Annotated in this window: 16 protein-coding genes, 8 tRNA genes and 1 riboswitch; of the genes, 3 read left to right on the top strand and 21 right to left on the bottom strand. The window is 44.2% G+C overall.

The window, feature by feature from the left end; genetic code table 11:
- Positions 1–6 precede the first annotated feature (6 nt).
- From FFR00_RS17800 to FFR00_RS17720, 17 genes are all read right to left on the bottom strand, one after another.
- Positions 7–792 carry an ABC transporter ATP-binding protein gene (locus FFR00_RS17800; RefSeq protein ID WP_137674761.1) on the bottom strand — a complete coding sequence of 262 codons (786 nt, stop codon included), beginning with the start codon at positions 790–792 and terminating at the stop codon, positions 7–9.
- Positions 792–1,616: an ABC transporter permease gene (locus tag FFR00_RS17795; protein ID WP_137674760.1), complete on the bottom strand. Its 825-nt coding sequence runs from the start codon at positions 1,614–1,616 to the stop codon at positions 792–794. The genes FFR00_RS17800 and FFR00_RS17795 overlap by 1 nt, the downstream gene beginning before the upstream one ends.
- 9 nt (positions 1,617–1,625) lie before the next feature.
- Positions 1,626–2,708 (bottom strand): putative urea ABC transporter substrate-binding protein, encoded by a 1,083-nt coding sequence (locus tag FFR00_RS17790; protein ID WP_137674759.1) that lies wholly within the window; start codon positions 2,706–2,708, stop codon positions 1,626–1,628.
- Between the two features lie 59 nt (positions 2,709–2,767).
- A riboswitch (guanidine-I (ykkC/yxkD leader) is annotated at positions 2,768–2,865 on the bottom strand.
- A gap of 254 nt (positions 2,866–3,119) precedes the next feature.
- Positions 3,120–3,206 (bottom strand) — tRNA-Leu (locus FFR00_RS17785).
- Between the two features lie 17 nt (positions 3,207–3,223).
- Positions 3,224–3,297: transfer RNA gene (locus tag FFR00_RS17780), tRNA-Cys, on the bottom strand.
- Positions 3,298–3,315: 18 nt separating this feature from the next.
- A tRNA-Gly gene (locus FFR00_RS17775) sits at positions 3,316–3,391 on the bottom strand.
- Positions 3,392–3,517: 126 nt separating this feature from the next.
- A tRNA-Leu gene (locus FFR00_RS17770) sits at positions 3,518–3,604 on the bottom strand.
- A gap of 315 nt (positions 3,605–3,919) precedes the next feature.
- Positions 3,920–4,006: transfer RNA gene (locus FFR00_RS17765), tRNA-Leu, on the bottom strand.
- A 20-nt stretch (positions 4,007–4,026) separates the two neighbouring features.
- A tRNA-Cys gene (locus tag FFR00_RS17760) sits at positions 4,027–4,100 on the bottom strand.
- A gap of 18 nt (positions 4,101–4,118) precedes the next feature.
- Positions 4,119–4,194: transfer RNA gene (locus FFR00_RS17755), tRNA-Gly, on the bottom strand.
- Between the two features lie 167 nt (positions 4,195–4,361).
- Positions 4,362–4,913: a CDP-diacylglycerol--glycerol-3-phosphate 3-phosphatidyltransferase gene (pgsA, locus tag FFR00_RS17750; RefSeq protein ID WP_201798767.1), complete on the bottom strand. Its 552-nt coding sequence runs from the start codon at positions 4,911–4,913 to the stop codon at positions 4,362–4,364.
- A gap of 43 nt (positions 4,914–4,956) precedes the next feature.
- The gene (uvrC, locus tag FFR00_RS17745; protein WP_137674757.1) at positions 4,957–6,789 is read right to left on the bottom strand and encodes an excinuclease ABC subunit UvrC; all 1,833 of its coding nucleotides are present in this window, start codon (positions 6,787–6,789) and stop codon (positions 4,957–4,959) included.
- A 2-nt stretch (positions 6,790–6,791) separates the two neighbouring features.
- Positions 6,792–7,436, bottom strand: coding sequence for a UvrY/SirA/GacA family response regulator transcription factor (gene uvrY / locus FFR00_RS17740; protein ID WP_137674756.1), 645 nt, complete (start codon positions 7,434–7,436; stop codon positions 6,792–6,794).
- 258 nt (positions 7,437–7,694) lie between these two features.
- A tRNA-Ser gene (locus tag FFR00_RS17735) sits at positions 7,695–7,785 on the bottom strand.
- Positions 7,786–7,939: 154 nt separating this feature from the next.
- Complete coding sequence (locus FFR00_RS17730) at positions 7,940–9,430, bottom strand: glutamate synthase subunit beta (RefSeq protein WP_137674755.1); 1,491 nt, start codon at positions 9,428–9,430, stop codon at positions 7,940–7,942.
- 9 nt (positions 9,431–9,439) lie between these two features.
- The gene (gene gltB / locus FFR00_RS17725) at positions 9,440–14,086 is read right to left on the bottom strand and encodes a glutamate synthase large subunit (RefSeq protein ID WP_137674754.1); all 4,647 of its coding nucleotides are present in this window, start codon (positions 14,084–14,086) and stop codon (positions 9,440–9,442) included.
- Positions 14,087–14,596: 510 nt separating this feature from the next.
- A complete protein-coding gene (locus tag FFR00_RS17720; protein WP_137674753.1) occupies positions 14,597–15,517 on the bottom strand; it encodes a manganese-dependent inorganic pyrophosphatase in 921 nt (306 codons plus the stop codon).
- A gap of 303 nt (positions 15,518–15,820) precedes the next feature.
- Between FFR00_RS17720 and FFR00_RS17715 the strand changes: the two genes are divergently transcribed.
- From FFR00_RS17715 to FFR00_RS17705, 3 genes are read left to right on the top strand one after another with little or no spacing between them, the layout of a single operon-like run.
- Complete coding sequence (locus FFR00_RS17715) at positions 15,821–16,486, top strand: Bax inhibitor-1/YccA family protein (protein ID WP_137674752.1); 666 nt, start codon at positions 15,821–15,823, stop codon at positions 16,484–16,486.
- A gap of 52 nt (positions 16,487–16,538) precedes the next feature.
- Complete coding sequence (locus FFR00_RS17710; RefSeq protein ID WP_137674751.1) at positions 16,539–18,608, top strand: FUSC family membrane protein; 2,070 nt, start codon at positions 16,539–16,541, stop codon at positions 18,606–18,608.
- 41 nt (positions 18,609–18,649) lie between these two features.
- Complete coding sequence (locus tag FFR00_RS17705; RefSeq protein WP_137674750.1) at positions 18,650–18,979, top strand: TusE/DsrC/DsvC family sulfur relay protein; 330 nt, start codon at positions 18,650–18,652, stop codon at positions 18,977–18,979.
- A 58-nt stretch (positions 18,980–19,037) separates the two neighbouring features.
- Here the strand turns inward: FFR00_RS17705 and serS are convergent, their stop codons facing one another.
- From serS to FFR00_RS22050, 4 genes are all read right to left on the bottom strand, one after another.
- Positions 19,038–20,327: a serine--tRNA ligase gene (serS, locus tag FFR00_RS17700; RefSeq protein ID WP_137674749.1), complete on the bottom strand. Its 1,290-nt coding sequence runs from the start codon at positions 20,325–20,327 to the stop codon at positions 19,038–19,040.
- Between the two features lie 185 nt (positions 20,328–20,512).
- Positions 20,513–21,778 (bottom strand): replication-associated recombination protein A, encoded by a 1,266-nt coding sequence (locus tag FFR00_RS17695; protein WP_373681416.1) that lies wholly within the window; start codon positions 21,776–21,778, stop codon positions 20,513–20,515.
- 50 nt (positions 21,779–21,828) lie between these two features.
- Positions 21,829–22,434, bottom strand: a complete 606-nt coding sequence (gene lolA, locus FFR00_RS17690) for an outer membrane lipoprotein chaperone LolA (protein ID WP_137674747.1) — start codon at positions 22,432–22,434, stop codon at positions 21,829–21,831.
- A gap of 9 nt (positions 22,435–22,443) precedes the next feature.
- Entirely contained in the window at positions 22,444–24,909 is a 2,466-nt protein-coding gene (locus tag FFR00_RS22050) for a DNA translocase FtsK (protein ID WP_235836256.1), read from the bottom strand.
- Positions 24,910–24,923: the final 14 nt, after the last annotated feature.

Genomic DNA, 24,923 nt, shown 5'->3' with positions numbered 1-24,923 from the left:
TCCTTATTACGCGACAGATGCATCGATAACCGGTTTCATATCCTCGGTAAAAGACAGATTTTGGATGTCTTTTGCAATGGGGATATCGTAAGTAACTTGAGCACCAAAACGCTCTGGGTGCTGTGCATCGTGGCGGTGTTTATCAAATACCCACAGCCGATTACCTAGGCTAAAGCCCTCTGATAAGTCGTGAGTAATCATAAAAATAGTGAGTTTGTGTTCTTGCCAAAGTTGATGCACTAACTTGTGCATGTCTTTGCGAATACCAGGGTCTAACGCACCAAAAGGTTCGTCTAATAACAAAATTTTTGGTTTTTTCATTAAGGCTTGAGCAATGGCTAATCGTTGCTGCATACCCCCCGATAATTCAGCAGGATATTTATGTGCCGCGTGGCTTAAGCCAACTTTGTCTAACATCGCCATTGCTTGGGTATAGGCTTGTTGCTTCTCTTTACCAAACAAGCGACTAACAAAAGGCGACTGGGCAAATACATCACTTAACATGACGTTTTGCACGGCACTTAGGTGAGGAAACACTGAGTACTTTTGAAACACAATACCGCGCTCAGGTCCGGGCTCGTTTGGTAGTATGTCGCCATTAAGCAATAACTGGCCTCGGCTAACGCTTTCGTTGCCCAGTAGCAAGTTTAAAAAAGTAGACTTACCACAGCCAGATGCGCCAACAATGCTCACAAACTCGCCTTCCATTACGCTCAGGTTGATTCGCTCTAACACTACGTTGTCGCCGTATTCTTTCCATACATCTTTGGCTTGTATGATGGGGGTAGCCATTACGCGTCTCCTTGTGCAGTGTGGTACCAAGTAAACGCATGTTGCGACAGCTTGCGTAACAACCAATCCATTACAAAAGCCAGCAAACTAATCCAAAGCACGTAAGGTAAAATAACGTCCATGGCGAGGTAACGACGAATCAGAAAGATGCGATAGCCTAAACCTTCGGTAGCGGCAATGGCTTCAGCTGCAATCAAAAATAGCCACGCGCTGCCAAGGGTTAAACGCACTGCTTCAATTAATTTAGGCAGTATTTGCGGCACAACAATGGCAATTATGGTTTGCCAACTTGATGCTCCCAAGGTTTGTGCTTTAAGAATTTGTTCTGGCGGTAAGGCATCGGTTCGTAGCTGCAAATCACGGATCATAATTGGACAAATTCCAATGATGATTAACATCACTTTGGATAGCTCACCCAAACCAAACACAATGAACAAAATTGGTAGTATTGCCATGGGTGGCACTAACGACAAGGCTGTAACCAAAGGTGATAATGGCGCGCGTACAAAGGGCACCATACCGTTAGCCACGCCTACGATTAAGGCAATCAGTGCGCTAATTCCTACTCCCATCGCTAAGCGACTCAAGCTAGCTAAGGTGTCGGCCAACATTAAGTATTCGCCACTACGTCTACTTGGCTCAAAGGCCATGCGGTTTATTGCGTCTACAAAGCTAGACATAGCCGGCAATAGCTTGTCGTTTGGGTTGTCTACCAAACGCGCTTGCGAAGCCATCATGTACAACACAATTAGTACAATGAAAGGAAGTAAGCCCAACAGCAGCCGAGTAATTCGGCTAGGCTTTTTATTTATTAGTCGAGTCATAGAACGGCCTTATAGTTTGCCTTGAACCGCCATGTCCATGTACTCAGAGGTAAAGCGTAGTTTTACATTTGCGCTGTCACCATAGGTACCTGATGGAGTTTCGATACCAATGAAACTAGCATCTGGCGCCCCTTCACCTAGTAGGCCGTGGTGGTGAGAAAACTCAGCCACTTTAGCCATGGTAGATGGCAAGGTTGCACTGTTAGTGAAATCAACAGCGTCTTTTGCGTCGTAGAACATTTTGGTAGAGGCCAGTTGCGCATCGTAACCCGCTAAATCTGTACCCGATGCTTCGGCCATAAAGCTGCGTGCTTTAATTGCTGCTTCGTCATTGCCCGACATGGTAGCCATAATTTCGTACCAAGCGCCGGTTAGCGCTTTACCCAATTTAGGATCTTGATTTAGGGTATCGGTATGCACGACTAATAGGTCGATAATTTCGCCAGGGATCTTAGATGAGTCAAACACCATGTTGGTATCTGGCATAGAGGTAATTTCGCTTAGCAGTGGATTCCACGTGGTTACTGCCGTTACGTCTGAAGTAGTAAATGCAGCAACAAGGTCTGCATCGGAAGTATTCTCTACTTTAATGTCACGCTCTTTTAAGCCTACCGACTCCAATGCACGTGCTAATAAGTAATGAGAAACGCTGAGTTCAACAAGGTTTACTTTTTCGCCCTTCAGATCTTTTAGGCTCTTATTACCTTTTAACACTACGCCGTCGTTACCGTTTGAAAAGTCGCCCACAATTAATGCCGTAGAATCAATGCCGCTAGCTGCGGGAATGGTTAAGGCATCCATGTTAGTCATTACGGTAGCGTCGAAGCCGCCTGCAGTGTATTGGTTAATAGATTCGATGTAGTCGTTAACTTGCACTACTTCGATATTGATGTCGTATTTGTCAGCCCATTTTTGCACGATGCCAGAAGCAGCGCCATAATCCCATGGCATCCAGCCCACGTAAATTGTCCACGCAAGTTTATAAGTAGGTTTATCGGCGGCTTGCGCTGAGCAAATGCTCATTACGCTAGCACTTAGAATAGTGGCTGCTACAGCCAAAGAACGGAGTGGAGATTTAACTAAGTTCAACATGGTCACCTCAATGTGGTTGTACACTTAAAATAAAAACATGAGAGACGTATTTAAGTGTCATCTCCCGGGCTTTTATCCCTCCGTGTAACCCCGCAATGAGGTTGACAACTCTCGGTCCAGACACTGCGTTGCAGCCGGAACCCTAGATGTCTATTGCAAATTGTAGTGGCGGCTCTTGATGTGGCAAAGCCATACATCTCTCATATCGCATAGTTAATACAGCAAACGCTATGCCAAAGTATTAGTACCTAGTTTTGGGTACTTGATGGGTCATTACAAGAAACTTTGCGCACCTAATTGGAGCATATCGACCTAGCGCGCACCAAAGCAGTGAAACTAAGCAAAAGGATAATTTTTATGGGAATTAGAAACCAAAAAAGCCAGTAGCAAATGCTACTGGCTTTTCTGAATTGGTGCCCGGGGCCGGACTTGAACCGGCACGTCCTTTCAGACGAGGGATTTTAAATCCCTTGTGTCTACCAATTTCACCACCCGGGCAAAACTTTACTTTGTAATGGAGGCGGGTCCCGGAGTCGAACCGAGGTCCACGGATTTGCAATCCGCTGCATAGCCACTCTGCCAACCCGCCATACAGCGCTACAAATTTTGGAGCGGCACATCAGGTTCGAACTGATGACCTCAACCTTGGCAAGGTTGCGCTCTACCAACTGAGCTAGTGCCGCTTAATTCTTTAATCAACACTGAAGCAGTGCTAACTAATTCCTATCTTCATTAGCCTTTGGTAAGGACTAACAAATTAAGTCTTTTGTTACCGCTTATGCAGTAGCGAGATTCTCAACTCTAAATACTGGTGCCCGGGGCCGGACTTGAACCGGCACGTCCTTTCAGACGAGGGATTTTAAATCCCTTGTGTCTACCAATTTCACCACCCGGGCGACACGTTTGTTGCTAACAATATCGGCCTACGGCCTGAAAGCGAGATGTACTTTAACGTATTACAGAAATGAGTCAACGGATTTTTTAAGGGAGTTGATTCAAGTGCTTAAAAAGCGATCTAGCAAGCACCAATTAGCTTCTTTAGTGAACGACTAGCCTGCATATTACGCGCTATGAATTAGCGTTTAACTATAGATTACGTCTAGAGAACATGATTGGTGAATTAACAGATGCAACTAAACTAGAGAAGAGTTTGAATCACAGTACAGATGAAAGGTTAGCTGAAAAGCTGGGAGAATAATGCAAAGAAGAGTTGGTGCCCGGGGCCGGACTTGAACCGGCACGTCCTTTCAGACGAGGGATTTTAAATCCCTTGTGTCTACCAATTTCACCACCCGGGCGACACAAATTTCGATAGTAATGGAGGCGGGTCCCGGAGTCGAACCGAGGTCCACGGATTTGCAATCCGCTGCATAGCCACTCTGCCAACCCGCCATACTATCTGTGTTAAATTGGAGCGGCACATCAGGTTCGAACTGATGACCTCAACCTTGGCAAGGTTGCGCTCTACCAACTGAGCTAGTGCCGCTTCTCTGCTTTGCTTGCTAATTAGGTAACTAGTCAAGTTCGGCTTTTTAACACTCCAGCGTTGCCGCTGAATGTGCTGTGCATTTTAGCGGCCAGAATCCTTACGTCAACTGTCTTTTAGCAAGTTTCTTACTGTTCGTTGGATTTTTAGACTAAAGCTGCGATTTATTAGCCATTCTGCTTTAATTGTGGCCATGCCAGCATTAAATAACTGACCATTGACCATAACGTTAATATGGTTGCGACATAAAACAAGCCATAACTTGCTTGGGTAACCAGTGGATCAATTTGTGCAGTAAGGCCGGTAATAGCTGCCATTTGCGCAGCTGTTTTGTATTTGCCAATCCAAGACACTGCTACGCTTGAGCGTTTACCTAACTCCGCCATCCACTCTCGTAGAGCTGAAATAATGATCTCGCGAGAAATCATGATTACCGCAGGCACGGTAATCCAAAATGTTTGGTAATGCTCAACCAATAACACCAAGGCAGCAACCACCATGGCTTTATCGGCTACGGGATCTAAAAACGCGCCAAACGGAGTGGTTTGGCCTAGGCGACGCGCTAGGTATCCATCTAAATAATCTGTTGCAGCTGCTAAACCAAAAATGAATGCAGCAGCAAGCATGCCCCACTCTACAGGAAGGTAAAAAGCTAAGACGAAAAATGGAATTAATACAATTCTAAACGCGGTTAGTAAATTTGGAATATTTATCATTATTTTTCATTTATAAAACTACTGCCGCTATGTTGCCTAATCTTGCCTAGTGATGCAACGTATCAAAAATCTTTTGCGCTAAAGTCGGGCTAATTCCGGGAACTTTTTTCAATTCGTCTACGCTGGCGTTTTTCATTTGTTGCATTCCACCTAAATGGGTAAGCAACGTTTGCCTACGTTTAGCTCCTATGCCTGGAATATCTTCAAGCACACTGGTTTTACGTGCTTTGTCGCGCCTATTTCGATGGCCAGTTATCGCGAAACGGTGGCTTTCATCACGAATATGTTGAATTAAATGCAGAGCAGCCGAGTCACTCGGTAGATGAATCTCAGTCATTGCCTTACCAATTAGCAAAGTTTCTAAGCCTGGTTTACGTGTTACACCTTTAGCGACACCTACCAACAATGGCATAGGATCGAGGTTTAAAGGTTCAATACTGGAAAATGCCGCGGATAACTGCCCTTTCCCACCATCAATAAACAATACGTCGGGGATCTTTTCAGCCAATTGGGCTTTTTGATAACGCCTTTTTAAGGCTTGTGCCATTGCCGCATAATCATCTCCGCCGGTAATACCTTCAATATTGAAACGCCGATACTCTGATTTGTTAGGCCCTTGCCTATCAAATACCACACAAGACGCCACGGTACGTTCACCTTGGGTATGGCTGATATCAAAACACTCCATCCGTTTTATCGGCTTGTCTTGTTCAAGCAAGCTCTCTAATTCGGTCACTCTATGGTGAATAGTCGCTTCTTGGTTAAGCTTAGTGAGTAGTGCGTTCTCTGCATTGGTATTGGCCAAAGCCACAAAACGGAGTTTTTCACCACGCTTAGGTGTAGTGAGTTTTACCTTCGTACCTAACTCGGATTCTATCGCCGCTTCAATCTCAGGCCAATCGCCTTCTACGTCAGGGAGCAATACCTCGTTAGGCTGGTTACCTTTGCGCTGTTCAGAAAAATAATACTGCATCACAAAGCTTCGTAATACTTCTGGCAACTCTGCTTGTTTTGGCACTTTAGGGTAGTAAGAGCGACTACCCAGCACTTGGCCATCACGAATAAGTAATAAGTGAACCACTGCAATACCGTTTCTAAAGGCAAAGCCAAGTACGTCACTATGTTCGGTATTACCGCTAACAAACTGCTGCTCTTGCACCTTACGCATGGCTTGAATTTGGTCTCTAAAGCCTGCCGCAGCCTCAAAATTCAGGTTATCGCTAGCAGCTGACATTTTATCAACCAGCTGATTAATCACCTGCTGGCTTTTACCTTTTAAAAACATGCTCGCAAGATCGACCTGCTGCTGGTAGTCAGGTTTTGAAATAAAATTAACACAAGGTGCTGAGCAACGCTTAAGTTGATATTGCAAACATGGCCGTTGACGATTGGCATATTCGCTATCACTGCATTGACGAATGGGGAACAATTTCTGCATTAAGTGCAGACTTTCGCGCACCGCATTGCCATTAGGATAAGGCCCAAAGTAGTCACCCTTGGTACGTTTAGCGCCACGGTGCATCGAGATACGCGGATGTTTATGATTACTGATTAAGATATAAGGATACGATTTGTCATCCCTAAGCAATACATTGTATTTGGGTAAATACTTTTTAATCAGGTTATGTTCAAGGATTAACGCTTCGGTTTCAGTATGAGTAACCGTTACTTCGATATTGGCAATGTTCGACACTAACGCGCGGGTTTTATTACTATCAACATTTTTTCTAAAGTAACTACTTAAGCGTTTTTTGAGTGACTTAGCTTTACCGACATAGATCACGTCGTTAGCGGCATTGAACATCATGTAAATGCCGCTAGCTTCTGAGACTTGGTTGAGAAAAGCCTTACTGTCGAATGGCGTGTTTTTGTCAGCCAAAATTACAATTTGTCAGTATCAATCATACCGTGGCGAATAGCTAAATGCGTTAGCTCTACATCGCCGCTAATATCGAGCTTGCTAAACAAGCGATAGCGGTATGAATTAACCGTTTTAGGGCTAAGACTAAGTTGCTCTGATATATCCGTGACCTTTTCGCCTTTGGTAATCATTAGCATTATCTGTAACTCTCGTTCAGATAAACTTTGAAACGGATTGTCTTCTGCTGGATTAAATTGGCTTAGCGCCATTTGCTGAGCGATCTCAGGTGATAAGTAACGTTGACCAACATTAACTGCACGAATGGCCTTTAGCATTTCGTCTGGGGCTGCGCTCTTGGTCAAATAGCCACACGCACCAGCCTGCATTACCTTGGTAGGAAACGGGTTTTCGGTGTGTATGGTTAATACAATAATCTTGGCATCTGGATCGTAACGTAAAATTTTACGGGTAGCTTCTAAGCCACCGATCCCAGGCATGTTCATATCCATTAGGATAACGTTGGCTTGATTGCTTCTGCACCACTGAACGGCTTTCTCGCCACTTTCAGCTTCACCAACAACTTTAAATCCTCGAACGTCTTCTAAAATGCGACGGATCCCTGTACGCACTAGCTCATGATCGTCAACCAGAAATACGTTTATCAAGCGTTCTCTCCGCTGTAACTAAAACATCAATCTACTAATTGGGCGGGTTGGCAGACGGAGTGTTGCCTGCGCAGCAAATGTTATATCCCATCAAGATAAGAATTTAAAGGATTAAGCTTTATAAGTTTAGATTAGAACCGTGTTTATTGGCAGGTTGCGTAATAAACTAGCAATTTATCAGTTAGAGATACTGGATTGGATTTAGCTAAGCGGAAAACAAAAAGCGCCGACTCATTAGTCAGCGCTTTTCGTTTAATATGGCGGAGGAGGAGAGATTTGAACTCTCGAAGGGCTATTAACCCTTGCCGGTTTTCAAGACCGGTGCATTCGACCACTCTGCCACCCCTCCGCAGCAACGGGGCGCATATTACCCCCCTATCTTGGGCTTGTAAACTGTCTTTTTAAGGTTTTTTGACAAGAGCATGCCAAGTGCACATTTAGCAAACAAATTTTGCTTATAAAAAAACCCAGCCAAAGCTGGGTTTTTAATCTTTTAAGACGACTTACTTAGGCAGGTAGCTTTTACCCATTAAGAAGGTGTCTACTGCCTGTGCAGCACCACGACCTTCATTAATTGCCCAAACAATCAAGCTTTGACCACGGCGAGCATCACCCGCAGCAAATACGCCTTTTACACTAGTGGCATATTCATCGTAAGCCGCTTTAGCATTTGAGCGAGCGTCTTTTTCTACGCCTAACTCATCAATAATGCCAGCTTCTGGTCCCATAAAGCCCATTGCCAATAATACTAAGTCAGCTTTAATAACTTCTTCGCTGCCTTTCACTGGCTCAGGAATCATTTGACCGTTGGCGTTTTTAGCCCAGTTGATCTTAGTAGTATGAACTTCGGTAACATTACCTTGTTCATCACCAGCCATTTTCTGCGTCATTACTAGGTAACGACGAGGATCTTCGCCTTGAATAGCAATAGCTTCGTCTTGACCGTAATCGCGCTTCAACGTGCGTTTAAACTCAGGCCAAGGGTTATCTTGAGCACGCTCTTGTGGAGGCTGAGGCATAATCTCTAGCTGCATCACGTTTTTACAACCGTGACGTAAAGATGTACCCACACAGTCAGTACCTGTATCACCACCGCCAATAACCACAACGTGTTTATCTTTAGCGCTAATGTAACGGCCGTCTTCTAGGTTGCTATCTAGCAAGCTCTTAGTATTTTTACCTAAGAACTCCATCGCAAAATGAACTCCGTTAAGCTTGCGACCTTCAACTGGCAAGTCACGAGGTACCGTTGCACCAGTGGCCAGCAGTAAGGCATCAAAATCATCGTTTAAGCGAGTGATTGAAATATCTTTACCAATCTCAACAGAGGTTTTAAAGATAATGCCTTCTTCACGCATGATATCAATACGACGCTGAACAATCTCTTTTTGCAGCTTCATATTCGGAATACCGTACATTAACAAGCCACCAATGCGATCAGCTCGTTCAAATACCGTTACCGTGTGACCAGCAGAATTCAATTGCGCCGCTGCAGCTAAACCAGCTGGGCCTGAACCTACGATAGCAACTGTTTTACCGCTGCGTTTTTTAGGAATGTTAGGTTTAACCCAACCTTCTTTAAACGCGCGTTCAATAATGTTTACTTCTTGGCTCTTAATGGTTACTGGTGGAGCATTAATCCCCAGTACACAAGAATCTTCACAAGGAGCTGGACATACTCGACCCGTAAACTCAGGGAAGTTATTGGTTTTGTGTAAACGGTCGATGGCATCTTTCCAGCGACCACGGTAAACCAAGTCATTCCACTCTGGGATCAAGTTGTTAATCGGACACCCAGCTACGCGCGGGGCGTAAGCTGAGTCACCTGAATGACAAAATGGGATCCCGCAATCCATACAGCGCGAAGCTTGGTCTTTAACCGCTTCCTCGCTCATAGGCGTTTTAACTTCTAGCCAATCTATCAAACGCTCTGCTGGGTCGCGGTCTGTCGATAGCTTCCTGTCTATTTCCATAAATCCAGTTGGATTTGCCATGTCTCTCTCCTAAACCGCTTCAGCTTTCTGTTTGGCTTGTTCAGCCTTGGCTTTTTTCGCTTGCGCAACGCTATCAAGGTGCATATCGAATGCAGCAACAGCTACATCGTAATCCGTTTCATATTCACCGGTAGCTTTAGCGTCTTTCATGTAATTTTGCATACGTTCATAATCAGTAGGCATTACACGAACAAACAGACTTAGCGCATTGTCCCAATCTTCCAACAACTCTTTGGCTACGTCTGAGCCAGTATGAGCTAAGTGGTTCTCGATTAGAGCTTTTAACTCGGCGGCCTCAGCCGCATCTTCGATGCCACCAAGTCTCACCATTTCCATGTTACAGCGAGAAGCGAACTGGTTGCTGCGGTCTAATACGTAAGCCACACCGCCAGACATACCAGCAGCGAAGTTACGGCCAGTTTCACCAAGAATAACCGCTTTACCGCCGGTCATGTATTCACAACCATGGTCGCCAACACCTTCTACAATGGCGGTAACACCAGAGTTACGAACACAGAAACGTTCACCAGCGATACCGCGAATGTATGCTTCACCCGCTGTACCACCAAAGAAGGCTACGTTTCCTACAATGATATTTTTGCGTGCTTCAAACGGTGCACTTGAATCTGGGTAAACCACCAATTTGGCGCCAGATAAGCCTTTACCGAAGTAGTCGTTGGCATCGCCTTCAAGTTCAAACTTGATACCTGTAGCCGCAAACGTACCAAAGCTTTGTCCTGCACTACCGCTAAATTTAACGTTAATGGTATCTGCTGGCAGACCTTCAGCGCCGTAGCGTTTAGAAATCTCGTTCGACAACATAGTACCCACACTTCGGTCGGTATTGATGATTTCAGAGCTTAAAGAAACTTTCTCGCCTGACTCTAGCGCAGCAGCAGCATCTTTAATTAAGCGACGATCAACAATGTCGTGAATTAAGTGTTTTTGCTCTTGGCTACAATAAAGCGTCTCGTTTCCGCTATCGTCTGCTTTATACAAGATTGGCGATAAATCTACGCCTTTGTATTTCCAGTGGTCAACGTCGGTGCGAGGTGTTAAACATTGGCTCTGACCTACCATCTCGTTGATGGTACGGAAGCCAAGTTCAGCCATAATTTCGCGTAAACCTTCTACCATCATTTGGAAGAAGTTAACAACGTGGTCAACTTGACCCGCGTAACGCTCACGTAAACGACGGTCTTGTGTAGCAATACCTACCGGACAGGTGTTCAAGTGACACTTACGCATCATGGTACAACCTTCAACCACTAGTGCAGCAGTCGCCACGCCCCATTCTTCAGCACCTAGCAAGGTAGCTACTGCTAAATCGCGTGGTGTTTTAAGTTGGCCATCGGCTTGAACTGTAATACGGCTACGCAGTTTATTTTGAATAAGGGTTTGGTGTGTTTCTGCTAGACCCAACTCCCACGGTAAACCTGCGTGTTTAATTGAGCTCAGTGGAGAAGCTCCGGTACCACCGTCGTAACCAGCAATAAGCACTACATCGGCGTAACCTTTACAGACACCCGATGCAATTGTACCTACGCCCGCTTCTGATACTAACTTAACGTTAATACGTGCGTCGCGGTTGGCATTTTTCAAATCGTAGATTAGCTGAGCTAAATCTTCGATTGAATAAATGTCGTGGTGTGGCGGTGGTGAAATTAGACCTACACCCGGCGTTGAGCCACGTGTTTTACCAATCCATGCATCGACCTTATCACCAGGTAATTGACCACCTTCACCAGGCTTAGCGCCTTGTGCCATTTTGATCTGTAATTCTTCAGCATTCGCTAAGTAATGGCTGGTTACACCAAAGCGACCAGAAGCAACCTGTTTGATCTTAGAGATCATTGAGTCGCCATTTTCCATTGGCTTAAAGCGAATTGGGTCTTCACCGCCCTCACCAGAGTTGCTCTTACCACCAATACGGTTCATGGCAATTGCCAAGGTAGTGTGAGCTTCCCAAGAAATTGAACCAAAGCTCATTGCACCTGTAGCGAAACGCTTGAGGATCTTGTCAGCTGATTCAACTTCTTCTAGAGGTACACTTTCGCGGTCAGTCTTAAACTTAAGTAAGCCACGCAGTGTAAAAGCTTCTTTCGCTTGGTTATCTACATTGGCTGCGTATTCTTTAAATACCTTGTAGTCATTAGTAGATGAAGCGTTTTGCAGCAAACGGATAGTCGTTGGGTTGAACAAATGACGCTCGCCATCTTGACGCCAAGCGTAATCACCACCGGTTTTAAGAATCAAATCATTAAATGGATTATCATCTGCTGGGAAACCTTCGCGGTGACGATTTAATGCTTCAGTGGCAATTCCGTCTAGGCTTAAGCCTTCAATTCGAGTTACTGTGCCAGTAAAGTATTTCTTAACCACATCAGAGTTAATACCCAGCGCTTCAAAGATTTGCGCGCCTTGGTATGACTGAAGTGTGGAGATACCCATTTTCGAGAAGATTTTTAGTAAGCCACTATTTACTGCATTGCTGTAACGCGATATCACATCATCGTTAGACATGCTGCTATCAATAATGGCTTGGTCACGCATGTCTAGCAGTGTTTCAATGGCTAGATATGGGTTTACTGCTGCCGCGCCGTAACCTAATACAGTGGCTAGGTGATGCGTTTCACGAATGTCGCCTGATTCAACAATCAAGTCTGCGTGAGCACGGATACCTTCGCGGATTAAGTAGTGGTGAACAGCGGCTGTGGCCAATACCGATGGCACTGCAGCATGGTCGCTATCTACTCGACGGTCACTCAAAATAAGGATTGAGAATCCGTCATCTACAGCGTCTTTAGCATGACGACAAATACGGTCGATTGCTTTTTCTAGTTCATTTTCCGCGCCAGTGGCTTGGAAAGTAGTAGAAATAGTCGCTGCTTGGAAGTGGTTATGATCAATGCTACGTAGCTTAGCCAACTGTTCGTTGGTTAATACTGGCTGCTTGATTTCTACTTTACGACAATGCAGTGGTGTTTCTTCAAGTAAGTTTAAGTCCGCGCCTACGTAAGTACGTAGCGACATCACCATTTCTTCTCGAATTGGGTCAATTGGCGGGTTAGTTACTTGAGCGAATAACTGCTTAAAGTAATGTGATAGATGCGGATTTTTGTCAGACAAAATCGCCAATGGCGTATCTGTACCCATTGCACCTAATGGTTCTTTAGACGTTCCAACCATTGGCTTAAGAACGGCATTAATGTCTTCTTGGCTGTAACCAAAAGCTTTTTGACGTTTTTCTAGGCTGTGCTGCGTAGCAAAACGGTCGTAACCTTCTGGTAAAGGTAGGTCATCAAGAACAATCTTATTCTCTTCTACCCACTTGCCGTATGGCTGACTAGAACACACAGTGTGTTTAACTTCGTCGTCAGCAATAATGCGACCTTGTTCTAGGTCTGCAATAAAGATTTTACCTGGCTGCAAGCGACCTTTTTGAACCACTTTAGATTGGTCTACAACTAAGGCACCTGTTTCTGAACCCATGACAACTAGGCCATCATCGGTAACAAGGTAACGAGAAGGACGTAGTCCGTTACGGTCTAAAGTTGCGCCAATCACTTTACCATTGGTAAATGAAATTGAAGCTGGGCCGTCCCATGGTTCCATCATGCACGAATAGTACTCGTAGAAGGCGCGCTTCACAGGGTCCATATCGTCTTGAGTTTGCCATGCTTCTGGCACAACCATCATCATTACTTGCTCAAGTGGGCGACCACTTAACACCAGTAATTCTACACACATGTCTAGGTTGGCCGAGTCAGAACGCGTGATATCACACACTGGATTAATCATATCCAGTTCTTCTTTGCTGAAGTTTACACTTGCAAGCAGTGATTCACGGGCACGCATCCAGTTTACGTTACCTTTAACCGTGTTAATTTCGCCATTGTGGGCAATGTAACGGAAAGGCTGTGCTAAACGCCAAGCTGGGAAGGTATTAGTAGAGAAACGCGAGTGGAACATGGCAATTGCCGACACTACGCGTGGATCTTGCAAGTCTAAATAGTATTTACGTACTTGCGCTGTTGTTAACTGCCCTTTATAGACAATAGTGCGCGACGACATCGACGCCATGTAAAAGCTTTCATTTACACCAGCAACCGTTGCATCAGCAATGTGCAGCGTGTATTTACGTAAAACAAATAGCTTACGTTCAAAAATCTGTTGGTCTAGATCAGATGGGCGCGCAATAAAGACTTGCTCAATTTGCGGCTCATTATCAACTGAGGCCTGACCCAAACTTGAGTTGTCTTTTGGCACTACGCGGTAACCTAATAAGGTTAAGCCTAGTTTCTCAATGTTTCGGTTTAAAATTTCGCGACATTCGCGACGAATAGCTTCATCACGCGGGAAGTAAACCATACCCACGCCATACTCACCTGGGTTAGGTAAGCTGAAACCTAGTTTTGTCGCTTCTTCGTTAAAAAACTCATGAGGAAGCTGAATGAGGATACCTGCGCCGTCTCCACTATCGACGTCACAACCTGTACCACCACGATGCTCCATGCAAGTAAGCATGGTTAATGCGTTTTCGATCACATCATGACTTTTACGCCCTTTTAAGTGGGCAACAAATCCGATACCACAGCTATCGTGTTCGAATTCAGGCCTATAAAGGCTCTTATTGTGTTGAGTTATGTTTGTCATCCAGTAATTCCTATTTACTGCTATATTGATGTTATTCAGACCGACAAGACCTTGAACATCAATAGTATTTTCATTTAAAGAGGAGCCACATCAGCTCTCGATGATGTGTGAATAATCGTCTTTATCAGTAGATTATCCTTACAACCTCCAAAACAACAGCATTCAATAACGCAGGAGCTAGTCCATTCGTCACGAAAGTAACGGAAATGCTATCACAGATATAATGAGAATTTCAGACTTGACTTGAAATTAAGTGTGATTTTTTTTTACAAAAACGCCTAAGAGACTAAATAAACGAGTTTTTTCTCACATTTTTTGCAGAAAAATTCATTAAGTGACGATAATAACAGTAAATACTGTTTAAAAAGTAATTAAATAACGTAATTTGTAAACTAAAATCAGCACGCGAGTTACTGAAAACGAAACTCAAAGTTAGAAAATTAATTTAGCGATCAACAAACACAAAAAAACCAGCCTAAATTGGCTGGTTTTTTATACAAGGGTGAGTGTTTAACTGGCGTCAAACTCACGCTGTAAGGGCGGCATCACCTGCTTCTTACGGCTAACTACGCCAGGTAAATCAATAATGGAGCCATCAATGCTTCCACCTAAAGTAGACGCCACCAATGCGGCTTCATCACTACAGATTAAACCAGTAGAATTTAATGTAGTTATATCAGTAAGCAATACTAATGCGGTGTGGTAGTTATGAGCTTGTTTAAGCGCCACTAATTCTGTTTTTAACTCATCTAAGCGCGCTAATACCGGTGCTACCGAGGTTAACTCAAGCTGAGCGATAGCAAATTGCTTACCGTTAATCTCGTAAACCTTTTGGTCGCGAAGCACCAACTCAGATGCAGGCACTGATGCGACATCTGACTTAGCAGCAAACTGCTCATCAGCGAAGGCATTAATATCGGCTACGCCGGCCAATTTCGCTAAGGCTTCTGCAGCTTCACGATCTACAGGAGTAAATGTAGGCGAGTTAAACTTAACCGTGTCGCTCAAAATAGCACCAAGCATTAGCGTTGCCGCTTCTTTACTTGGTGTAATGTTCGAGGCTTGGTACATGCTGTAAACGATGGTACAGCTACAGCCCACTGGGCGGATCCAACACTCTACTGGTTCAGCAGTGGTAATGTCGCCGAGTTTATGATGATCAACAATACCGCGAATATTGGCTTTTTTAGCATCTTTAGGTGCTTGGCCCCAATCAGAGTAATCAATTAACCATACATCTTCACCGGCAATCTCGGTGCGCACTTCTGGCGCTTGAAAGCCAATTTTGTCTAAAAGAAATTGTGCTTCAGGGTTTGGTTCGCCCTGAGCAATAGCAGTAGCAGGTGTACCTTGCTTAGTTAATAACTCTGCTAAAGATATTGCACCAGCAATACTATCGCAGTCTGGATTAGTGTGTCCTAAAACTAACATCTGTTATCCGTCTCACTTAATCGTTGAAGGGTTGAGGCAAACTGCCCTGTTAATGCGCTGATCATAGGGCTATGTGAAACCGAGTGCAACACTCGCTTTAGTATAAGGTAAGGTGATTTTGCACTGACAAACATTCAAAAAGCTAAGTCTTTGAGTGCTTTATTAAATTTATCTGTGATGAATTGGTGACGCTACCAGCATTTTTAGATGGCGGATTTGATTTTTTTTAGTTAAAAACTGGTTATACTACAATTTCGGTTTATATAAACTAACCAACTAACTCAGCCTGAACGGAGTGAAATAATGAATCAGCCTAGCACGATAAACTATAGCGCTGCATCGAAACTGGAAACAAATAAGGTATTGCGTAATACATACGCTTTACTATCGATGACCTTGTTTACCAGTGCAATTGCAGCTTTCTTTGCAGTAGTCGCCGGTATTGGTCACATGGCGTCTATTGGTATGATGGTTGCCGCTATGATCATCGTATTCTTCGTCTTACCTCGCAGCATCAATTCTTCGATGGGGCTTGTTTGGACATTTGTATTTACAACCTTAATGGGTGCCTCGTTGGGTCCATTGCTTAGCGCTTACCTACAGTTTCCACAAGGCCCAGCCATTGTGATGCAAGCCTTAGGTATGACAGGTCTTATTTTCTTCGGCTTGTCTGGCTATGTACTCACCACCAAAAAAGACTTCTCATTTATGAGCGGCTTTTTAATGGCGGGTTTAATTGTGGTTGTAGTGAGCATGTTACTTAACTTGTTCTTACAAATACCAATGCTTAGCCTAGCCATTAGTGGTGCAGCGGTAATGTTGTTCTCTGGTTTTATTCTTTACGATACCAGCAACATCTTAAACGGTACCGAAACCAACTACATTCGAGCAACTATCTCTATGTACTTGAATATATTTAATATTTTCGTACACTTATTACATATCTTAGGTTTCTTGAACGACGACTAAGCCAGATTGGTAAAGGATAAATACGCCCTGCCTTTGCAGGGCGTTTTCATTTATGGCACTAACGTTAAAAATTGATTCATCTGCACTTAACTGGACTGTAGCGTTAAAAGCTGCTGGTTTAGCTACGTTAGTATTAAGCCTAGGCTTGCTGCTAGACGTAGATCTCGCACTTACTGCCACTCTCGGTATTGTGGCTGCGGGATTAGCCGACAGCCCCGACTTCTATCAGCAACGCCTGCAAAGCACAGCCTTAATGGCAACCAGTTTTACCTTAGCGACTGTATCGGTCACTCTATTGTTCCCTTGGCCGTGGTTGTTCGCTGTTGGTTTATTTAGTTCATGTTACTTGTTTATGCGCATGCCGGTGCTTGGGCAAAAATACGGCTCTATCTCTCTTTGTTCCTTGATTATTGCCATTTACACCATGCTAGGGTATTCCACCTATGCAAACCCTTGGGTGCAACCACTTTGGTTAGTGATAGGTGCACTTAGTTATGCATTACTTTCGCTGGTTATAAACGCCCTTTACCCTACCCGCTGGGTAGACAAACAGCTGGATAATGTATTTCGCCAAATCAGTTTGTACCAATTAACTAAAACCCGGCTATTTCAACGCGCAGCTAATATCAACGACATTCAAGTTAAGCTAACAGCCCAAAGCGCGGATATTGCTGAGCAGCTAGGCGTTATACGCCACGGCTTGTATGTGCACCAACAGCGTAACAAACAGCAAGTTGGCTCAAGCCAAATGGACCGATTTTTTAAAGCCCAATTACTGCATGAGCGCTTAAGTTCGTCCCATTTAGATTACGAACGTTTGCAAAAGGTTCTTCCAAGAACATTGCTAGCTGAAACGAGAACTATATTAGTTAAAATCGCCCGGGTTATTGGTGCAAGACAAACCCCGCCAGAAATAGAACAAGAACTTAACTATGCAATTGATACTCTTGAGCAAAACCGAGCTAATTTAAAAGATGTGCCACCGCGCTTTGCCTACATGCTCAAAAACTTAAAGAAAGTCACCGCTCTATGCTTTCATGAGCAGCACTTTCCTGAACCAGAACAGAGCTTTTCACCTTTTAGTTCTATTTCAATAAAACAATATTTGCAGCAAGCTTTCGACTTTACACTCTCCATAAACCGCCATGCCTTAAGAATGGCGACCATTATGTTAGCAGCTTACGGTTTAATTCAGCTCTCGGGAGATGAACACGCCTACTGGTTGATGCTAAGTTGTTTATTAGTAGTTAAGCCGAATTATCACGATACTAAAAAGCGAGTAGACAAACGAGTTTATGGCACTATCGTGGGTGTTGTACTTGCTGCTGGACTCAGCTATTTAGCTCTTCCAGAGATCATTCTTATAGCATTGCTCCCAGGCTTTATATTGCTGTTCTTTTTGTTCTTCCATTTTAACTATGCTATCTCAGTGGCTGTTATTACGGTGTTTGTAGCCATGTCTTTAGACATACAGGGCTATCCCGCAAACGAAGCGTTAATGGTAAGAACCTTTGTCACTATTCTTGGGGCTGTAATGGCAATGACAGCGATGCGTTATCTGTGGCCCGATTGGCAACATAAGCAAAGCCGCAAAATTATTAGCCTGTTATTTGCCAATATTGCTAAGTATCAGCAAGCCATATTCGAGCAGTATTTCTCTCAAACTACCGATGAGTCAACGGCCTTTCGCTTAAGCCGCTACCACGCCTATCAAAGCGAAGCCGAACTGGTTCGCCATTGGCAACATATGCTGGCAGAACCCAGTGCTAAGCAGCGATTATCACCTGATTTGTATCAACTGGTAGGTTTAAGCCATCATTTGCTGTCTCACCTGTCTGCCCTCTCTACGCATCGTAATCAGCTGCAATCTATCCATGCAGCTGAACGCTTAGCGAGTCTAGGCGAGACCATTCAAAACGAGCTGTGTTTAATGCACGATTACCTGTTGCTAAAATCGGAGCAAAGGCCAAGTTTAAGCCTGCAGCATGAGGCTTTAATGCGCGCCATTAACCGACTATTGCCTCAATTAGTTGGCAACGAACTATTAATTGCTTATCAGCTACAGCTCATCGGTAAAGACTTAAAGAAAATTCGACAGTTATTGCTTAATGGTAAGTGGTAAACTAGCCGTGATAACAGGCTAATAAGGCACGAAACACTGGCATGATTGAATTTAACGGCAAACAATACCCTACCGATAAAAACGGCTACTTACTTGAGTTAGAGGTATGGACAGAAGCGCTAGCCGCTCATATTGCTGAACTAGAGAACATTGAAATGAATGAAGCCCATTGGGAAGTGGTTCACTTTGTTCGAAATTTCTATCTAGAGTTTAATACCTCACCAGCCATGCGGGCGCTAGTTAAAGCCATGGCCAAAAAGTTTGGCCCAGAAAAAGGCAATAGTCGATACTTATATAAGCTGTTTCCAGAAGGTCCGGCCAAACAAGCAACCAAAGTAGCTGGCCTACCTAAACCAGTTAAATGTATCTAAGTTAAATAACGAAAAAGCGCCTTAAGGCGCTTTTTTAATACTCATTTATTCGTTAGTGCTAAGCAGAAATAAGCTCTACTCCGCCCATGTAAGGTTGCAGGACGTCTGGAATACGAATACTGCCATCAGCATTTTGGTAGTTCTCTAAAATAGCCACCAAGGTACGACCTACTGCTAAACCAGAACCATTTAATGAGTGTAACAACTCTGGTTTTTTAGCGCCGGTTGGTCGAAAACGCGCTTGCATACGGCGCGATTGGAAGTCTTCACAGTTAGATACTGAAGAAATTTCTCGGTAAGCATCTTGCGCCGGTACCCATACTTCTAAGTCGTAGGTTTTAGTCGCGCCAAAACCCATATCTCCAGTACACAAAGTAACTACCCGGTATGGCAATTCAAGTTTCTGAAGAATGTTTTCCGCATGTTGACGCATCTCTTCCAAAGCGTCATATGATTTCTCTGGGTGAACCAGCTGCACCATTTCAACTTTGTCGAATTGGTGTTGGCGAATTAAACCGCGAGTATCACGCCCGTAAGATCCGGCTTCACTGCGAAAACACGGTGTATGAGCAGTCATACGAATGGGCAACTCAGTTTCATCTACGATGCTATCACGCAACATATTAGTGAGCGGTACTTCGGCCGTTGGAATCAAACTCATGCCAATACCTTCTTCGGTTGCCGGCTGAGTATGAAATAAGTCTTTACCAAATTTAGGCATTTGACCCGTGCCATACAAAGAATCAGAGTTAACCAAGTAAGGCACGTACATCTCTTGGTAACCATGTTCTTCGGTGTGCGTGTCTAGCATAAACTGAGCAATCGCACGGTGTAACTTAGCAATTTTGCCTTTCATTACGATAAAGCGTGAACCACTAATCTTTACTGCGTTGGCAAAATCTAAACCTTGTAAGTCAGTACCTACATCAACGTGATCCTTAACGTCAAAATCAAAACTCGGTAGTTCCCCCCAAGTATGCAACTCAACGTTTTCATCTTCATCTTTGCCTATTGGCGCGCTTGGATGAGGCAAGTTAGGTAGCGTTAAAGAATAATCTTTAATTTCTTCCAGTAACGCATTTAGCTCGCCTTTCGCGGCGTCAAGTTTTTCACCCAATTGGCCTACTTCGGCAAGTAGCGGTGCAATATCTTCGCCACGGCCTTTGGCTTGACCGATTGATTTGGAACGGGTGTTACGCTCATTTTGTAGTTCTTGGGTGCGAACTTGTAGTTCTTTACGACGACTTTCTAATTCAGTCAATCGAGCTACATCAAGTTCAAATCCACGAGTCTTTAAGCGCTCAGCGGTGGTGTCTATTTCGCCGCGCAACAAATTAGCGTCTAACATTCAATAACCTACTTCCAATTCAATTTGATAATTAATCACAATACCCAGCCAAATAACGCCTACTAAGGTATTGCTAAATGTTTGCTTTACAAAACTCGCTTATTATAGAGCAACTACCTACAGACACAATCTAGCTTTCGACTAGATCGCGCAATATAGGCGAATTACTTTGAATAAGTGAGTGCTTATTTAGCTTGCTGGTCGAGATTATGTAAATAACTCAGTTTTTCAGCTATCTGTTTTTCTAAACCGCGCGGTTGTGGGTAGTAAAATTGGCTACCGTGTAAGGCGTCTGGCAGGTATTCTTGACCAGCCGAATAAGCATTGGGTTCGTCGTGTGAATAACGATACTCTGCCCCATACCCTAGCTCTGCCATCAATTTGGTGGGTGCGTTACGTAAATGTACTGGCACTTCTGCATCGCCGTATTCTTTGGCTGCAACACGGGCGGCTTTAAAAGCGGTATACACCGCGTTGCTTTTAGGTGCGCAAGCCAAATAAACCACCGCTTGAGCAATCGCACGTTCACCTTCTGCTGCGCCTACTCGAGTAAAGCAGTCCCATGCACTAACCGCAATTTGCATCGCGCGAGGATCGGCATTTCCAACATCCTCCGAGGCAATTGCTAAGCAGCGACGCGCAACCGATAAAGGGTCGCCACTGGCTTCCAAAATACGGCTATACCAATACAAGGCTGCATCTGGCGATGAGCCACGAATTGATTTATGTAAAGCCGACAACAAATCATAAAACTTGTCGCCTCCTTTATCGATATGGCTATAACGCTCTCCAGCCACTTGCTTAAGCAGACTAAAACTTAAGTACTTACCTTTTGCATCTACTTCAGCCAGCTCAGACATCATCTCAAGCAGATTGAGTGCACGACGCGCGTCGCCGCTCACTAAGCCAGCTAAGGCCTCAAGCACACCATCTTCGAAGTGCAGATTTTGTTGCTTTAGAAGTGAGTCATCGTTAATCGCACGATCTAGCAGCTGCATAATTGCCGCACTATCTAGTGAGCGTAATACATAGGTTTTTGCCCGCGACAATAAAGCGTTGTTAAGCTCAAACGAGGGGTTTTCGGTTGTTGCACCCACAAAAATAACGGTGCCATTTTCTACATATGGTAAAAATGCATCTTGTTGGCTTTTGTTGAATCGATGTACTTCATCAACAAACAATATAGTGCGGCGGCTTACTTGCTGATTTTGTTGAGCCCGCTCAATAGCAGCTCGAACTTCTTTAATGCCACCAGTTACGGCAGAAATTTTTTCGACTTCAGCATCGGCATAATGCGCAGCTAGCTCAGCAATAGTGGTTTTACCGGTGCCAGGCGGCCCCCATAAAATCATTGAATGTAGCTGGCCACTTGATATTGCTTTATACAAAGGTTGATCAGCCGCTAAAATGTGCTGCTGGCCAACGTAATGCGCTAATTCTGTAGGGCGCATTCTTGCTGCTAGAGGCCGAAAATCGGCCTCAAAGTTTAACTCCAAACTCATTAGCGTTGGTCGTCAATCATTGTGTTTACCGGAATATCGAATTGAAACAGTTTGCTATCAAACTTTGGATTAGCTTTAAAACTGTCTAATGTAAATTCACTGCGCTGGCCGGTACTTTCAATGATATCGAAACGCGAAATACTGCTATCGGCATTTAGTTTCACCCAAAACGCAGCTTGCATTGGATCTTGTTTAGATTTAACTAAATAACCCTGCTCTAACTTTTCTACCTGATAATTCTGCCAACTCTCTTTACGATCGTCAGCTAGCAAAATAAAGGGCGATTGATTAATCGCTTCACCCGCATCCATGATGGTAACTTGCTCAACAAACGGGCTGTAATACCAAATAGTTGAACCGTCCGACACAATCATATCTTGCTCTGGCATCACTTGTTGCCAGTTAAGTTTGGCGGGCCTTGCTAAGCTAAGTTTACCTTCTGCCTCATGAATATTGACACCGTCGGCATCTATCACCGTTTGTTTAAACTGCGCTTGAAAGCCCTGCAAATCTGCAAGGTGTTGTTTTAATTCAGCAGCGGCATCAGCCGCTACAGCCTGGCTTGATACCAATGCAGCGAAAGCAATACTTACTAATGTTTTCATCTTATCTCTTTAATCAATTCGAACAGGAGGTGGTGCAATCACTTCACGATTGCCGTTGTGCCCTGGGGCACTCACAATGCCTTGAACTTCCATTTGTTCAACGATACGTGCCGCGCGGTTATAACCAATTTTAAACTTACGTTGTACTCCAGAAACAGAGCCGCGGCGAGTTTCGGTAACGTGCATTACCGCTTGGTCAAATAAAGCATCTAATTCTTCGTCGGATTCAGCGACTTCGCCAGGTAGCATTGCATCTGGGCCAGCTTCGCCGTTTAATATCTCATCAATGTAATCGGGTTCGCCGCGTTCTTTCCAGGCAGAAACCACTGCGTGAACTTCGTGATCGTCTACAAATGCACCATGCACACGTGTTGGAACACCGGTACCCGCTGGCAAGTACAACATATCGCCCATACCCAGTAAGGTTTCAGCTCCTTGTTGGTCCAAGATGGTTCGAGAATCAATACGACTAGAAACTTGGAATGCCATTCGTGTAGGAATGTTGGCTTTAATCAAACCCGTAATCACATCCACCGAAGGACGCTGTGTTGCCAAGACTAAGTGAATACCTGCAGCACGGGCTTTTTGCGCAATACGTGCTATCAGTTCTTCTACCTTTTTGCCTACAATCATCATCATGTCGGCAAATTCATCAATCACCACCACAATATGCGGCAGCTTTTCTAAGGTAGGCGCAATTTCTGCCATGCTGTCTTCTGGCTTCCACAGAGGATCGACAATAGGATTACCCGATGCCATGGCATCCAACACTTTTTGGTTATAGCCTTTTAGGTTACGCACGCCGAGTGCTGACATTAATTTATAGCGTCGTTCCATTTCACCCACACACCAGCGCAGTGCATTAGCTGCCTCTTTCATGTCTGTAACTACTTCAGACAACAAATGAGGAATGCCTTCATAAACCGACAACTCCAACATTTTAGGGTCGATCATGATCAAGCGAACATCTTCGGGGGTAGATTTATAAAGTAGGCTCACGATCATTACGTTTACCCCAACAGACTTACCCGAGCCTGTTGTACCTGCCACCAACAAGTGCGGCATTTTGGCAAGATCGACCACTACAGGTTGACCGGCAATATCTTTACCCAACACCATAGTGAGTGGCGATTTAGCCTGATGAAATACTGGGCTATCTACCACTTCACTTAAATAAACTATTTCTCTAAAGCGATTTGGCAGTTCTAAACCAATCACCGACTTACCGGGAATAACCTCAACCACACGCACACTAATTGCCGATAAAGCTCGCGCCAAATCCTTAGACAAATTGGTGATTTTGCTTACTTTTACCCCAGGGGCTAAATCCAATTCAAAACGGGTAATTACTGGGCCAGGGTGCACTGCTACTACCGATGCTTGAATATTAAAGTCCAGTAATTTGGCTTCGACTAAACGAGAAACTTGTTCTAACTCTTCTTGAGAAATCGGGTTTTGCTTTTTGTCTGGCCTATCCAATAAATTCATATCGGGTAGTCTGCTTAATCGAGGTTGAGCTGCTGCAGCCGGAGTTTGTGGCTGACTGGGTGCGACAGTTTTAGCCTTAGCGGGCATTGAGCCACCGTCAAAGGGGATGTCAGGCATTGGCTCAGGTGGAGTTTGGTCAAGAATCACGCTTGGTGGGTCTACACTTTCGTCTTCAAAGGCAAACTCAATATCTTCTTTAGCTTGAGATAACTCTTCCTCAAATGAACTGTCTATTGAAAAGCTCGGTTCAATCGCTTGCGAGCTCACTACAGGCTCTGCATCTAATTTTTCTTGTAAAGAGGACTGCTGTTCATCTACAAAATCAGTTTGCAAATGAATATCAGACTCTATATTTGGCTCTGGCAATTCAGTGCTTTCTTCAGCTTTTGCTTCTGGTTCAAAGTCGCGCATTAATACATCTTGCTCTAATTCGCGTTGTTTCTTATTCCGCATTCGCTCGGGCAAAGATACCAGGCCACTATAGGCTGCGTTTAAAAGACTGCCCAGTTGCTCAACAAACTGAATCCAAGATACGCCGGTAAATAAGGTTACACCACCGGCAAATACTGCTAACAAAATAATACTAGTGCCTAACAAACCAAACACTGGGATCATTAGCTGAGTGAAAATATCTCCCACTAAGCCTCCTGAAGAAAAAAAGAAAAAATCATCAATATGAATGCTCGCTAAAGTGGTTAAACTCGCGAAAGTGAAAACAAACCCAATTACCCTTAAACCTAGAGTAAAGAAATTGAGTTGGGCTACCGGACAAGGTCGCCAAAATAAAGCCCAAGCTAAAAAACCACTTATCAAAGGAACGCTATAAGCCATAAAGCCAAAACTAAATAGCAATAAATCGGCAAACCAAGCACCAGAGCTGCCCGCTGCATTAGCAATGGATTGTTCAACTGCTGTTTGCGACCAACTCGGATCACTAGGATTAAATGTTAATAAGGCTACCATTAGGTAAACACCTAAAGCGCCCATTGCGATAGCGCATA

Source organism: Agarivorans sp. Toyoura001, assembly GCF_005405585.1.
GTDB lineage: Bacteria > Pseudomonadota > Gammaproteobacteria > Enterobacterales > Celerinatantimonadaceae > Agarivorans.
This window is presented reverse-complemented; position numbering and strand designations above follow the sequence as displayed.